Here is a 13,180-nt window from a genome sequence, read left to right as displayed (position 1 = left end):
GGGCCTGTGAGAACAATTCCAATAGTTACGGCACAGACTCATGAATGAATACACAGAAGCCGGACGCCCACCCGACATGGCGTCCGACTCGGGCAACACCCAGCGCAGCAAGGGCCTGGCCAAGGGCCGTCTCGGTCTGCTGGCCAGCGTCGTGCTGGGCATTTCCACCATCGCGCCGGTCTACACCCTGACCGGCGCACTCGGCCCGACCGTGCGCGAAGTCGGCGCCCACCTGCCGGCGGTGTTCATCGTCGGCTTCCTGCCGATGCTGCTGGTGGCCCTGGGCTACCGCGAGCTGAACTCGGCCGAGCCCGACAGCGGCACCTCCTTCACCTGGTCGGCCCGGGCCTTCGGTCCGATGATCGGCTGGATCGGCGGCTGGGGGCTGGTGGTCGCCACCACCATCGTGCTGTCCAACCTGGCGGGCGTGGCGGTGGACTTCTTCTACCTGTTCCTGGCCCAGATCACCGGCAACCAGGAGCTGGCGGCGCTGGCGGACAACCTGCTGGTCAACGTCACCACCTGTTGCGTGTTCATCGCCCTGGCGGTGTGGATCTGCTGTCGGGGCATGGCCACCACCATGACTGTGCAGTACGGCCTGGTGGCCTTGCAGTTGCTGGTGTTGATCGGCTTTGCGTTCGCCGCCTTCGGCGAAACCACGGCGCCACCACCGCTGGCATTCGATCTTGCCTGGTTCAACCCGTTCGGCGTCGAGTCGTTCTCGGCATTCGCGGCCGGCCTGTCGTTGTCGATCTTCATCTTCTGGGGTTGGGACGTGTGTCTGACCGTCAGCGAGGAGTCGATCGGTAGCGAAGAGGTGCCGGGCAAGGCCGCCACCTGGACGGTGTTGCTGATCCTTGGCCTGTATCTGCTCACCGCCATCGCCACCCTGCAGTTCGCCGGGATCAGCGAGGATGGATTGGGCCTGGGCAACCCACGCATCCAGGAGAACGTGTTCGCCCACCTGGCCGGCCCGGTCATGGGACCGCTGGCAATCCTGATGTCGATCGCGGTGCTGGCCAGCACCGCCGCCTCGCTGCAGTCGACCTTCGTCTCGCCGGCGCGCACCCTGCTCGCCATGGGTTACTACGGCGCCGTGCCGCAGCGCTTCGCCACGGTCTGCCCGCGCTCGCAGACGCCGCGCTACGCGACCATCTGTGCCGGCATTGCCGCGGCGCTGTTCTACGTGACCATGCGTACCTTGAGCGAGAACGTGCTGGCAGACACCATCACCGCCCTGGGCATGATGATCTGCTTCTATTACTCGCTGACTGCTTTCGCTTGCGTGTGGTACTTCCGCCGCAGCCTGTTCGACAGCGTGCGTCACTTTTTCATGCGCGGCGTCTGCCCGCTGGTGGGTGGGGTGATCCTGTCGGTGATCTTCGTGCGCACGGCGATCGACAGCGCTTCGCCGGACTTCGGCAGCGGCTCGCATGTGGGCGGGCTGGGGCTGGTGTTCGTGATCGCAGCGATCATCTCGGCACTGGGGATCGTGCTGATGATGCTGTCGCGGCTGCGGGCGCCGGCGTATTTCCTGGGGGCGACCCTGCGCCAGCAGGCGACCATTCAGTTGCAGGACTGACGCATGGGGGCGCTTTGCGCCCCTTTTGCGACACAAGGCCGCTCCCACAGGTACAGCACAGTTTCAGACTCTGCACCGTACCTGTAGCGGCCTTGCCGGGGCGCCGTACCGGTCGGATAGGGCCTCGCAGAGGCCCCGGCGGTCTTCAGCCGATCAGCTGCTTGAGCAACTCACCATGCCGCGCCTGCTGTTTCTTCAGCAACAGGCGATTCGATGCGAACACCGCCTTCAATTCCTCCAGCGCCACGCCGAAGTCGTCATTGATGATGACGTACTCATACTCGTCATAGTGCACCATCTCGCTGACCGCTTCCTTCATGCGTCCGGCAATGATCTCCTCACTGTCCTGGCCACGACCATCCAGCCGTTGGCGCAAGGCCTCCTGGCTAGGCGGCAGGATGAAGATCGAACGCGCCTCGGGCATCAGCTTGCGTACCTGCTGGGCGCCTTGCCAGTCGATCTCCAGGATCAGGTCGTAGCCCTGGTCGAGGGTTTCCTGCAGCGCGCTGCGCGACGTGCCGTAGAAGTTGCCGAACACTTCGGCGTGCTCGAGGAAGTCGCCCTGGGCGATCAATGCCTTGAACTCCTCATGAACGACGAAGTGGTAGTTCACCCCGTGCTCCTCGCCCGGACGCATGGCGCGGGTGGTGTGGGAGACCGAGACGCGCACGTTGGCGTCGTCCTTGATCAGGGCCGTGACCAGGCTGGTCTTGCCGGCGCCGGACGGGGCCGAAACGATGTAGAGGGTGCCGCTGCTGTGATTCATGGTAGGGGTGGCCTTACTCGATATTCTGTACTTGTTCACGCATCTGTTCGATCAGCACCTTCAGGTTGACCGCCGCTTGCGTGCTGCGTGGGTCGAAGGCCTTGGAGCCAAGGGTGTTGGCTTCGCGGTTGAGCTCCTGCATCAGGAAGTCCAGGCGCCGGCCGGCGGCGCCGCCGGACTTGAGCACCCGGCGCACCTCGGTGACGTGGGTGCTGAGGCGGTCCAGCTCCTCGGCGACATCGCTCTTCTGCGCCAGCAGGACCATTTCCTGCTCCAGGCGCTGCGGGTCTAGCTCGGCCTTCATGTCGCCGAAACGATCGAGGACCTTCTGCCGTTGCGCGGCCAGCATCTGCGGCACGAGGGTGCGCAAGGTGGCGACTTCGCCGGCCATGCTGTCCAGGCGCTCGTTGATCAGCCTGGCGAGCTCGGCGCCTTCACGCTGACGACCCGCCTTGAGTTCGGCCAGCGCCTCGTCGAACAGGGCAACGGCTTCGGCATTGAGCGCCTGTGGATCGCTGGCGTCGGCCACCAGCACGCCTGGCCAGGCCAGCACTTCCAGCGGGTTGAGCGGTGCCGGCTGCTTGATCAGGCCGGCGACGGTCTCGGCGGCGGCGACCAGCTGCGCGGCGCGCTCGCGGTCGACCTGCAACGGCTTGCCGGCGTTGTCCTCGCTCAGGCGCAGGGTGCACTCGACCTTGCCGCGGGACAGGCCCTGGCGCAGGCCCTCGCGTACCGCGCCTTCAAGGTCGCGCAGCGCTTCGGGCAGGCGCAGGTGGGGTTCGAGATAGCGGTGGTTGACCGAACGCAGCTCCCAGACCAGGGTGCCTTGGCTGCCAGCGCGCTCGACACGAGCAAAAGCGGTCATGCTATGCACCATGGGGAGTACCTCGCGTATTCAGGTGAACGGGGAGCCTGTCGGCTGCAAGGCGCAGGATTGTAGCGCAGTGCGGCCCGGGCGCCCAATCCGCCCATGCTACCGACCCTCCTCGGGCTTGTCGGAAAAGGTGACAGGCTGCGCGGGTACGACGACAGGCGTGCCTTCGGCGGGCGGCGGGCTCTATAATGCTCGGCAGATTCAAAGTCCCGGTACAGGTATCCCAGATGAAACGTCCAAGTGGTCGCGCCGCCGATCAGCTCCGCTCGATCCGCATTACCCGCAACTACACCAAGCACGCCGAGGGATCGGTACTGGTCGAGTTCGGTGACACCAAGGTCATCTGCACGGTCAGCGTCGAGAATGGTGTTCCCCGCTTCCTCAAAGGTCAGGGCCAAGGCTGGCTCACCGCCGAATACGGCATGCTGCCGCGTTCGACCGGCGAGCGTAACCAGCGTGAGGCCAGCCGCGGCAAGCAAGGCGGCCGCACCCTCGAAATCCAGCGCCTGATCGGCCGCTCCCTGCGCGCCGCGCTGGACATGAGCAAGCTCGGCGACATCACCCTGTACGTCGACTGCGATGTGATCCAGGCTGACGGCGGTACCCGCACCGCCTCGATCACCGGCGCCATGGTCGCGCTGTGCGACGCCCTGGCGGTGATCAAGAAGCGTGGCGGCCTCAAGGGCGGCAACCCGCTCAAGCATATGATCGCCGCGGTGTCGGTGGGCATGTACCAGGGCGAGGCCGTGCTCGACCTCGATTACCTCGAGGACTCCGCCGCCGAGACCGACCTGAACGTGGTCATGACCAGTGCCGGTGGCTTCATCGAAGTGCAGGGCACCGCCGAAGGCGCGCCGTTCCAGCCAGAAGACTTCAACGCCATGCTGGCGCTGGCGCAGAAGGGCATGACCGAGATCTTCGAACTGCAGCAGGCCGCGCTGGCCGACTGACGACACGCCAGGAAGGTGCGCAACATGAGCGATGTGGACTTGCCGATCACCCCGCCCAGCGCCGATGTCCGGCAGTGGGCGATGTTCTGCCACCTGTCCGCGCTGCTGGGTCTGGTGATGCCCCTTGGGCATCTGCTTGGCCCGCTGGTGCTGTGGCACCTCAAGCGCGAGCAGGATCCGTTCATCGATGCCCAGGGCAAGGAGGCGCTGAACTTTCAGATCAGCGTGACCCTCGCCGGGTTCGTCTGCTTGCTGTTGATGTTCGTGTTCATCGGTATCGTGCTGTTCGCCGCGCTGATGGTGGCGGTGCTGATCCTGATCATCCTGGCGGCAGTCAGGGCCAACGAAGGGAAGCCGTATCGCTATCCTTGGATCTGGCGGCCGATCAGATAGGCACAAAAAAGCCGACCCCATGGGTCGGCTTTTTTGTGTGCGCCATCCTCAGATGGTCAGCGTCCAGTCGTAGTCCACGATCAGCGGCGCATGCTGGGAGAAGCGCGGCTGGCGTGGCAGACGGGCGTTGCGCACGAAGCGGCGCAGGCCTGGGGTGAGGATCTGGTAGTCGAACCGGTAACCCAGGTTGAGCATCTCGGCCTGCTCGTTGTCCGGCCACCAGCTGTACTGGTCGCCTTCACGGCTGACTTCGCGCAGGGCGTCGACATAGCCCATGTCGCCGACGATGGCGTCCATCCAGGCGCGTTCCGGCGGCAGGAAACCGACCGACTGCTGGCTGTCGCGCCAGTTCTTGATGTCGAGCTTCTGCTGCGCCACGTAGAACGAGCCGCAGTAGATGTATTCGCGACGCTTGCGACGCTGCTTGTCCAGGTACTTGGCGAAGTCGTCCATCAACTTGAACTTCTGGTTCAGGTCTTCGTCGCCGTGCATGCCCGAAGGCAGCAGCAGGCTGGCAATACTGACTTTGTCGAAATCTGCTTGCAGATAACGCCCGTAGCGATCGGCTGTCTCGAAGCCCAGGCCGGTGATGACTGCCTTGGGCTGCATGCGCGAGTACAGTGCCACGCCACCTTGGGTGGGCACCTCCGCGTCGCAGGCGTAAAGGAAATAGCCATCGAGCTGGAAAGCTGGGTCGTCGAGTTCAAAGGCCGAGGCGCGGGTATCCTGAAGGCAGATGACGTCGGCATTCTGGGCTTGCAACCAGCTGAGCAATCCACGCTCGGCCGCAGCCTGAATGCCATTTACGTTCACACTGATGATCCGCATAAATGGCCCCAAAAATCTCGTGCGTGTATGATACCCGAGCTCAACACATTTAGCTAAATCCGTGGTGTCCGGGACCTTTCATGCAGCCGTATCAGCGCGACTTCATCCGTTTTGCCATCGATCGCGGCGTTCTGCGCTTCGGTGAGTTCACCCTGAAATCGGGGCGTACCAGCCCGTACTTCTTCAATGCCGGCCTGTTCAACACAGGTTCCGCGCTGGCCCAGCTGGGGCGTTGCTACGCGGCGGCCATCGTCGACAGCAAGATCCCCTTCGATGTGCTGTTTGGCCCGGCCTACAAGGGCATTCCCCTGGCGGCAGCCACTGCCGTGGCCCTGGCCGAACAACATCAGCTCGACGTACCGTGGTGCTTCAACCGCAAAGAGGCCAAGGATCACGGCGAGGGCGGCAGCCTGGTCGGTGCCCCGCTGGCCGGTGACGTGCTGATCATCGACGATGTAATTACCGCCGGCACCGCGATCCGCGAGGTCATGCAGATCATCAACGCCCAACAGGCCAAGGCCGCCGGCGTGCTGATCGCGCTGAACCGTGAAGAGCGCGGCAATGGCGAGCTGTCGGCGATCCAGGAAGTCGAACGCGACTTCGGCATTCCGGTCGTGAGCATCGTCTCGCTGACCCAGGTGCTGGAGTTCCTGGCTGACGACCCGCAGCTCAAGCAGCACCTGCCGGCGGTCGAGGCCTACCGCGCCCAGTACGGCATCTGACCGGCTCGCGGCTCATGAAAATGGCGACCTTAGGGTCGCCTTTTTCATGCCTGTTATTCAGCGGCGGTTCGGGTAACTGGCCTGCACGGCATCAAGGAGATTTCCGAGCGGCGAAAGAAAGGCGGCCCTTGGGCCGCCTGTACCTCGTGTCAGTCTGTGCCGTACTTCGGCGAGCGTGGCCCGTAGAGGATCCCGCCATTCGGATAGGGTGTAAGCAGGCGTGCGCTGGTCATCCCGGCGATCGGGTAGCCGGCGTCATCCTGCACGCTGCTGATGATCTGGTTGATGGCCGCCGCCACCAGCATGCCGATCAGGCCGCCCTGGTTCTGCTTGCCTTCCTCGCTGGAGGCCGTGGCGCTGCCGGTCCACAAGGTGGCACCGGTCTTCAGGTCGACCAGTTTGGCGCTGGCGGTGACGATGGTCGCGCTGCTCAGCACCATGTAGCGGGTGCCGTAGTCGCTGACGGTCACGTACAGACCGGCGTCGGCGCCGAAGATCTCGTTCAGCTTGGCCGTGGGCAGCTGGTGGATATCGGCCGGCGTGGTTAGGCCGTTCTGGCGGAAGGTTTCATCCACCAGTGCCACCGGCATCACGTAGTAGCCGGCCTCGGCCAGCGGATAGGTGACCTGGGACAGCATGCTGTAGGTGGCCTTGACGTCGGGCGACTCGTTCAGCGGCGGCAGGATCAGGATCGACTTCGGTCGGCTCTGCTTGTAGGCCGAATAGTCGATGCTCTTGCGTTCGGCGCAGCCGGCGAACAGGGCCAGCACGCAGGCGCCGACGATCAGTTGGGTCAGGCGCTTGATCATTGCTTGGCTCCCTTGCTGGCGTTGCTCATCAGGAAGTCCATGTAGGCCGCCGACTCGGGGAACAGCGCTTTTTCGGTACGGAACTGCTGGATCATCTGGTCATCCTTGCCCAGGCTGGAGTACAGCAGGCCCAACTGCGCGTGGTAGCCCGGCGGCACGGCGCCGTTCTTGGCCTTGATCTTCTCCAGGTCGCGCTCCAGGGCTGTGACTTGCTCTTCCTTGGCGTCACCCTTGAGGTAGCCGTACACCTGGGGCTGGTAGCTTTCCCACTGGTACAGGGTCTTGGGCGAATTGCAGCCGGCCAGCAGGACGCTGCCCAGCAGCAGCCCGGCGACAGTGCGCCAGGCCGGGTAGGTGATGCTCATCGAACGGTCTTCCTTGTCGTGTTGTGCTTGTTATTGCGCTTGTGGTTTCCACTGGCCGCTTTCGACTGCGCCCACCAGCTTGTTGACGGCTTCGCGCATGGCCAGGTCGAGCACTTTGCCGTTGAGGGTCGAGTCGTAGCTGGCGGTGCCGCCGAAGCCGATGACTTCACGGTTGGACAGGGCATATTCACCGGCGCCCTGGCTCGAATAGACCACTTCGGAGGTGCTGATGTTGACGATATTCAGGGCGACCTTGGCGTAGGCGATCTGGGTCTTGCCGCGGCCGAGGATGCCGAACAGCTGGTGATCGCCGACTTCCTTGCGGCCGAACTCGGTGACGTCGCCGGTCACCACGAAGTCGGCGCCCTTCAGGCGCTGGGCCTGGCCCTTGATGGCCGCCTCCTGCTGGATCTCGCCCATGTTGTCGCGGTCCAGCACGTTGAAACGGTTGGTCTGCTGCAGGTGGGTGATCAGGATGGTCTTGGCCTGGCCGCCGAGGCGGTCGACGCCGTCGGAGAAGATGCCGCGCATATAGCTGGAGCGGTTGTCGAACTTGCCCACGGCGATCGGCGTGCGCACGCCACTGTAGGGGCGGTTGACGCTTTCGACCTGTTGCACGGCAACAGCGGTGGAGGTTTCGGTGGCACAGCCGGCGATGGACCCGACAGCCAGGGCGGCTGCCAGCACGAGTCCTTGTGATGCGTATTTCACGCGTGATCTCCAGGTAAATAGAAACTATTCGCAACGAACGAGCATACTGTCACGTTGTTTCGGCAGTCTACCGGGAATCTTTATGGTCAAACACAAAGGTTGATGGCTATAAGCCATCTATTTGCGTGGGCGGGGGTGAAAGCATCGCGGGGCAGGCCTGCTCCCTCCAGGGAGCGGGCCTGCCCCGCGATAGGATTACAGCGGGATCAGCGTGGCTTGCGGTTGGTGATCAGGGTGCCCACGCCGCTGTCGGTGAAGATCTCCAGCAGCACCGCATTCGGCACGCGGCCGTCGATGATGTGCGAGCTGTTGACGCCGCCCTGGACCGCGTCCAGCGCGCATTTGATCTTCGGCAGCATGCCGCCGTAGATGGTGCCGTCGGCAATCAGCTCGTTGACCTGCTCGGTGGTCAGCCCGGTGAGGACCTCGCCCTGCTTGTCCATCAGGCCGGCGATGTTGGTCAGCAGCATCAGCTTCTCGGCCTTCAATGCCTCGGCCACCTTGCCCGCCACCAGGTCGGCGTTGATGTTATAGGACTCGCCGTTGGCGCCCACGCCGATTGGTGCGATCACCGGAATGAAGTCGCCCTTGACCAGCATGTTCAGCAGGTCGGTGTTGACGCTCACGACCTCGCCGACATGGCCGATGTCGATGATTTCCGGGGTAGTCATTTCCGGCGTCTGGCGGGTGACGGTCAGCTTCTTGGCGCGGATCAGTTCCGCGTCCTTGCCGGTCAGGCCGATGGCGCTGCCACCGTGGCGGTTGATCAGGTTGACGATGTCCTTGTTCACCTGGCCGCCCAGGACCATCTCCACCACATCCATGGTCGCCGCGTCGGTGACGCGCATGCCATCGATGAAGTGGCTGTCGATCGACAGGCGCTTGAGCAGGTCGCCGATCTGCGGCCCGCCACCGTGCACCACCACCGGGTTGATGCCCACGGCCTTCATCAGCACGATGTCACGGGCGAAGCCGGTCTTGAGCTCCTCGCTTTCCATCGCGTTGCCGCCGTACTTGATCACCAGGGTCTTGCCGACGAAGCGGCGGATGTAAGGCAGTGCTTCGGACAAAACCTCGGCTACATGGGAAGCGGCATCGCGATCGAGGGTCATGCAGGGCTCCAGGTAAGGAACGTAAAGTCGTCAGAACGGCAGTTGCAGGCCGGGTTGGACCCGCAGCAACTGCGTGCGGAATACAGCCTTGATTCGGTCGAGCTCTGCCGCGCTGTCGGCCTCGAAGCGCAGCACCAGCACCGGCGTGGTGTTGGAGGCGCGGACCAGGCCCCAGCCGTGGGGATAGTCGACCCGCACACCGTCGATGGTGGTCAGGTTGGCTTCGCCCCAGTCGGCGTCGCGTTGCAGTGCATCAATGATGCTGAATTTACCCTCGTCGGTCACATCAATGTTGATTTCCGGCGTGGAAATATCATTGGGGAACGCGGCGAACAGGCTTTCGGCGTCCTGCCCGGCCTTGCTGAGAATCTCCAGCAGGCGCGCGGCGCTGTAGATGCCGTCGTCGAAACCGTACCAGCGTTCCTTGATGAAGATGTGTCCGCTCATCTCGCCGGCCAGCAGCGAGCCGGTCTGTTTCATCTTCTTCTTGATCAGCGAGTGGCCGGTCTTCCACATCAGCGCACGGCCACCGTGCTGCTCGATCAGCGGGGTCAGGCGGCGGGTGCATTTGACGTCGAAGATGATCTCGGCGCCCGGGTTGCGCGACAGCACGTCCTGGGCGAACAGCATCAGCAGGCGGTCGGGGTAGACGATGCTGCCGGTGTTGGTCACCACGCCGACGCGGTCGCCGTCACCGTCGAAGGCCAGGCCGATGTCGGCACCGGTTTCCTTGACCTTGGCGATCAGGTCTTCCAGGTTCTCGGGCTTGCCCGGGTCAGGGTGGTGGTTGGGGAAGTGGCCGTCGACCTCGCAGAACAGCGGGATGACATCGCAGCCCAGGGCCTCGATCAGTTGCGGGGCGACTACGCCGGCGGCACCGTTGCCGCAGTCGACCACCACTTTCAGGCGCTTGGCCAGCTTCACGTCGGCGGTGATCTGCTGGAAGTAGCGGTCGAGGATCTCGACCTTTTCCACACGGCCTTCGCCGCGGGTCAGGTCGTTGGTCTTCAGGCGCGTCAGCAAGGCCTGGATCTGTTCGTTGGCCAGGGTGTCGCCGGCGATGACGATCTTGAAACCGTTGTAGTCCGACGGGTTGTGACTGCCGGTGAGCATCACCCCCGACTTGCCGGCCAGCACGTTGGCGGCGAAGTACAGCGCTGGGGTCGGCACCAGGCCGACATCGCTGACCTGGCAACCGGCGTCAGCCAGGCCCTTGATCAGTTGCTCGACCAGCATCGGGCCGGACAGGCGGCCATCACGGCCGACCGAAATCTGTGGCTCGCCCTGGGCGAGGGTCTGGGCGCCGATGGCGCGACCGATCCAGTAGGCGGTCTCGGCATGCAAGGTCTTGCCGACCACGCCCCGGATGTCATAGGCGCGGAAGATGCTGTCGGGCAGTGCGGGGACCAGCTGGGCCATGTCGTTCATCTCTGGGGACTCCATAAGTCAAAGGCTTCTGGGCAAGCGCAAACTGAACGCTTGGACGGCGGTTTCGCCAGAGAGTTCGCCATCCATGGCCCGAGCGGTCTGCTGTCGGCTCAGCGGGTGCCGGAGTGGCCGAAGCCGCCGGTACCGCGCTGGGTCTCGTCGAACTGCTCGACGATGTCGAAGTGCGCCTGCACCACCGGCACCAGGATCAGCTGGGCGATGCGTTCGCCGACGGTGAGGGTGAACGGCGTGTTGCCGCGGTTCCAGCAGGAGACCATCAGCTCGCCCTGGTAGTCCGAGTCGATCAGGCCGACCAGGTTGCCCAGCACGATGCCGTGCTTATGGCCCAGGCCCGAGCGTGGCAGGATCATGGCCGCCAGGCCCGGGTCGCCGATGTACACCGACAGGCCGGTGGGGATCAGCAGGGTCTGGCCCGGCTCGAGGACGGTGTCCTCCTTGAGCAGGGCGCGCAGGTCCAGGCCGGCGGAGCCGGGGGTGGCGTACTGCGGCAGGGGAAATTCGGTGCCCAGGCGTGGGTCGAGGATCTTGGCTTGAAGAGCGTGCATGTAACTTATTGAACCTGGTTGAGCCGTTCGGCGATGAAGGCAACCAGCTGGCGGGCGATCTTGCCCTTGCTGGTCTGCGCGAAGAGGGTCTGGTGCTGCTGGCGGTCGATCACGGTCAGCGCGTTCTCCTCGCTGTTGAAGCCGATGCTGGGGTTGGCCACATCATTGGCGACAATCAGGTCGAGGTTCTTGTCCTTGAGCTTGCGCGTGGCGTAGTCGAGCAGGTGCTCGGTCTCGGCGGCGAAGCCCACGCTGAACGGGCGATCAGGCCGGCCGGCAATGGTCGCAAGGATATCGGGATTGCGCACCATCTGCAGCAGCATGCCGTCGCCCGTGGTGGGATCCTTCTTGAGCTTCTGTGGGGCGACGACTTCCGGACGGTAGTCCGCGACCGCAGCCGAGGCGATGAACAGGTCGCAGGGCATGGCCGCCTCGCAGGCCGCGAGCATGTCCCGCGCGCTCACCACGTCGATGCGGGTGACCCGGTCGGGCGTCTGCAGGTGTACGGGGCCGGTGACGAGGGTCACCCGGGCCCCGGCTTCGGCGGCGGCCTCGGCCAGGGCGAAGCCCATCTTCCCTGAACTATGATTGGTGATGTAGCGCACCGGGTCGATGTTCTCTTGCGTCGGTCCAGCGGTGATCAGCACGTGCTTGCCGGTCAGGGCCTGGCGCTTGAAGCTCTCGGCGGCGCACCAGGCCAGGTCCGTGGCCTCAAGCATGCGGCCCAGGCCGACGTCGCCACAGGCCTGGCTGCCGGAGGCCGGGCCGAACACCTGGATGCCGCGACTTTTGAGCAGCTCGAGGTTGGCCTGCGTGGCCGGGTCGCGCCACATGGCCTGGTTCATCGCCGGTGCGACGGCCACGGTTGCATCGGTGGCCAGCACCAGGGTGGTCAGCAGGTCGTCGGCCATGCCCTGGGCCATGCGCGCCATCAGGTCGGCGGTGGCCGGGGCGATCAGCACCAGGTCGGCCCACTTGGCCAGCTCGATATGGCCCATGGCCGCTTCGGCGGCGGGGTCGAGCAGGTCCATGTGCACCGGGTGGCCTGACAGTGCTTGCAGCGTGAGCGGGGTGATGAACTCGGCGCCACCACGGGTCATGACCACGCGCACCTGCGCGCCGTGTTCCAGGAGTCGGCGAATCAGCTCGGCGCTCTTGTAGGCGGCGATGCCGCCACCCACGCCGAGAACGATGCGCTTGCGATACAACCGCTGCATAGGCCTTGCCTTATTCCAGTGAAAGCGGGCGGCGACGATAGCTGCCTGCGGCAGATCGTCGCATTTTCGAAGCGAACTAGATTAACACAGCGCCCAAATGGGCCGTAGTGGCAGGCGAGGAGGGGAAATGAACATCAGGGAGTGGCCGGCTGAGGAACGGCCGAGGGAAAAACTGTTGCAGCGTGGGGCGTCGATCCTTTCGGACGCGGAATTGCTGGCCGTGCTGCTGGGCTCGGGGGTTGCCGGGCGCAATGTGCTCGACCTCGCCCGTGGCCTGCTGGCGAAGTTCGGCGGGCTCAGGCAGCTCCTCGAGGCGGAACGAGCCAAGGTGCTGCGTGAGCCAGGCCTGGGACCGGTTAAGTATGCACAATTGCAGGCATTGCTTGAGATCGGCAGGCGCTATTTGGACGAACACATCGAGCGTGCGTCGGCCCTGGAGAGCCCGGCGTCGGTGAGGCGTTATCTGAAATCCATGCTGCGGCACGAGTCCAGCGAGGTGTTTGGCTGCCTGTTCCTGGACACCAAGCACCGACCGCTGGCGTTCGAGATACTGTTCCGCGGCACTATCGACCGCGCGAGCATCTATCCACGCGAGGTCGTGCGCCGGTCCTTGCTGCACAACGCGGCGGCGTTGATCCTCTGCCACAACCATCCGTCGGGCAATTGCGAGCCAAGCCAGGATGACGTGCATCTGACGCTGATGCTCAAGCGCTCGCTGGCGCTGATCGATGTGCGGGTGACGGATCATGTCATCGTCGGCGATGGTGAACCGTTTTCGATGCTTGAACATGGGTGGTTGGGGGGCTGATCCTCATGGGGCAAGCCCGCTCTCACGATGTGTGCGTGGGAGCGGCAGT

At 64.3% G+C, this 13,180-nt stretch carries 14 protein-coding genes and 1 pseudogene; 5 read left to right on the top strand and 10 right to left on the bottom strand.

Going from position 1 to position 13,180, the window contains the following annotated elements:
- Window positions 1-40 precede the first annotated feature (40 nt).
- Window positions 41-1,582, top strand: coding sequence for an APC family permease (locus K5H97_RS28615; protein ID WP_028689946.1), 1,542 nt, complete (start codon window positions 41-43; stop codon window positions 1,580-1,582).
- Between the two features lie 145 nt (window positions 1,583-1,727).
- Here K5H97_RS28615 and gmk read toward each other — a convergent pair whose 3' ends face one another.
- Window positions 1,728-2,348, bottom strand: coding sequence for a guanylate kinase (gmk, locus tag K5H97_RS28610; protein ID WP_028689945.1), 621 nt, complete (start codon window positions 2,346-2,348; stop codon window positions 1,728-1,730).
- 13 nt (window positions 2,349-2,361) lie between these two features.
- The gene (locus tag K5H97_RS28605; RefSeq protein ID WP_028689944.1) at window positions 2,362-3,225 is read right to left on the bottom strand and encodes a YicC/YloC family endoribonuclease; all 864 of its coding nucleotides are present in this window, start codon (window positions 3,223-3,225) and stop codon (window positions 2,362-2,364) included.
- A gap of 224 nt (window positions 3,226-3,449) precedes the next feature.
- Between K5H97_RS28605 and rph the strand changes: the two genes are divergently transcribed.
- Both rph and K5H97_RS28595 read left to right on the top strand, forming a co-directional pair.
- Window positions 3,450-4,172 carry a ribonuclease PH gene (gene rph, locus K5H97_RS28600; protein WP_009681991.1) on the top strand — a complete coding sequence of 241 codons (723 nt, stop codon included), beginning with the start codon at window positions 3,450-3,452 and terminating at the stop codon, window positions 4,170-4,172.
- Window positions 4,173-4,196: 24 nt separating this feature from the next.
- A complete protein-coding gene (locus K5H97_RS28595) occupies window positions 4,197-4,565 on the top strand; it encodes a DUF4870 domain-containing protein (RefSeq protein WP_028689943.1) in 369 nt (122 codons plus the stop codon).
- Window positions 4,566-4,613: 48 nt separating this feature from the next.
- Here K5H97_RS28595 and K5H97_RS28590 read toward each other — a convergent pair whose 3' ends face one another.
- Complete coding sequence (locus tag K5H97_RS28590; protein ID WP_028689942.1) at window positions 4,614-5,393, bottom strand: exodeoxyribonuclease III; 780 nt, start codon at window positions 5,391-5,393, stop codon at window positions 4,614-4,616.
- An 80-nt stretch (window positions 5,394-5,473) separates the two neighbouring features.
- Here K5H97_RS28590 and pyrE point away from each other — a divergent pair, with 80 nt between their 5' ends.
- Window positions 5,474-6,115: an orotate phosphoribosyltransferase gene (pyrE, locus tag K5H97_RS28585; protein ID WP_011536401.1), complete on the top strand. Its 642-nt coding sequence runs from the start codon at window positions 5,474-5,476 to the stop codon at window positions 6,113-6,115.
- Between the two features lie 149 nt (window positions 6,116-6,264).
- Here pyrE and K5H97_RS28580 read toward each other — a convergent pair whose 3' ends face one another.
- The 7 genes and pseudogenes from K5H97_RS28580 to coaBC form a co-directional block, all read right to left on the bottom strand.
- A complete protein-coding gene (locus tag K5H97_RS28580) occupies window positions 6,265-6,924 on the bottom strand; it encodes a DUF799 domain-containing protein (RefSeq protein WP_028689941.1) in 660 nt (219 codons plus the stop codon).
- Complete coding sequence (locus tag K5H97_RS28575; RefSeq protein WP_028689940.1) at window positions 6,921-7,289, bottom strand: DUF4810 domain-containing protein; 369 nt, start codon at window positions 7,287-7,289, stop codon at window positions 6,921-6,923. Before K5H97_RS28575 ends, K5H97_RS28580 begins: the two co-directional genes overlap by 4 nt.
- A gap of 30 nt (window positions 7,290-7,319) precedes the next feature.
- Window positions 7,320-8,000 carry a CsgG/HfaB family protein gene (locus tag K5H97_RS28570; RefSeq protein ID WP_028689939.1) on the bottom strand — a complete coding sequence of 227 codons (681 nt, stop codon included), beginning with the start codon at window positions 7,998-8,000 and terminating at the stop codon, window positions 7,320-7,322.
- A gap of 206 nt (window positions 8,001-8,206) precedes the next feature.
- Window positions 8,207-9,112: an acetylglutamate kinase gene (gene argB, locus K5H97_RS28565; protein WP_028689938.1), complete on the bottom strand. Its 906-nt coding sequence runs from the start codon at window positions 9,110-9,112 to the stop codon at window positions 8,207-8,209.
- A gap of 30 nt (window positions 9,113-9,142) precedes the next feature.
- Window positions 9,143-10,516: pseudogene (locus tag K5H97_RS28560) on the bottom strand (phosphomannomutase/phosphoglucomutase); the annotation flags it as partial.
- A gap of 134 nt (window positions 10,517-10,650) precedes the next feature.
- On the bottom strand, window positions 10,651-11,106 hold the full coding sequence (dut, locus tag K5H97_RS28555; RefSeq protein WP_028689936.1) for a dUTP diphosphatase: 456 nt from the start codon (window positions 11,104-11,106) through the stop codon (window positions 10,651-10,653).
- 5 nt (window positions 11,107-11,111) lie between these two features.
- Window positions 11,112-12,323 (bottom strand): bifunctional phosphopantothenoylcysteine decarboxylase/phosphopantothenate--cysteine ligase CoaBC, encoded by a 1,212-nt coding sequence (gene coaBC, locus K5H97_RS28550; RefSeq protein WP_028689935.1) that lies wholly within the window; start codon window positions 12,321-12,323, stop codon window positions 11,112-11,114.
- Between the two features lie 127 nt (window positions 12,324-12,450).
- Between coaBC and radC the strand changes: the two genes are divergently transcribed.
- Window positions 12,451-13,131 (top strand): RadC family protein, encoded by a 681-nt coding sequence (gene radC / locus K5H97_RS28545; protein ID WP_028689934.1) that lies wholly within the window; start codon window positions 12,451-12,453, stop codon window positions 13,129-13,131.
- Window positions 13,132-13,180: the final 49 nt, after the last annotated feature.

The organism is Pseudomonas mosselii, assembly GCF_019823065.1.
In the GTDB taxonomy this organism is placed as follows: Bacteria; Pseudomonadota; Gammaproteobacteria; order Pseudomonadales; family Pseudomonadaceae; genus Aquipseudomonas; species Aquipseudomonas mosselii.
This window is presented reverse-complemented; position numbering and strand designations above follow the sequence as displayed.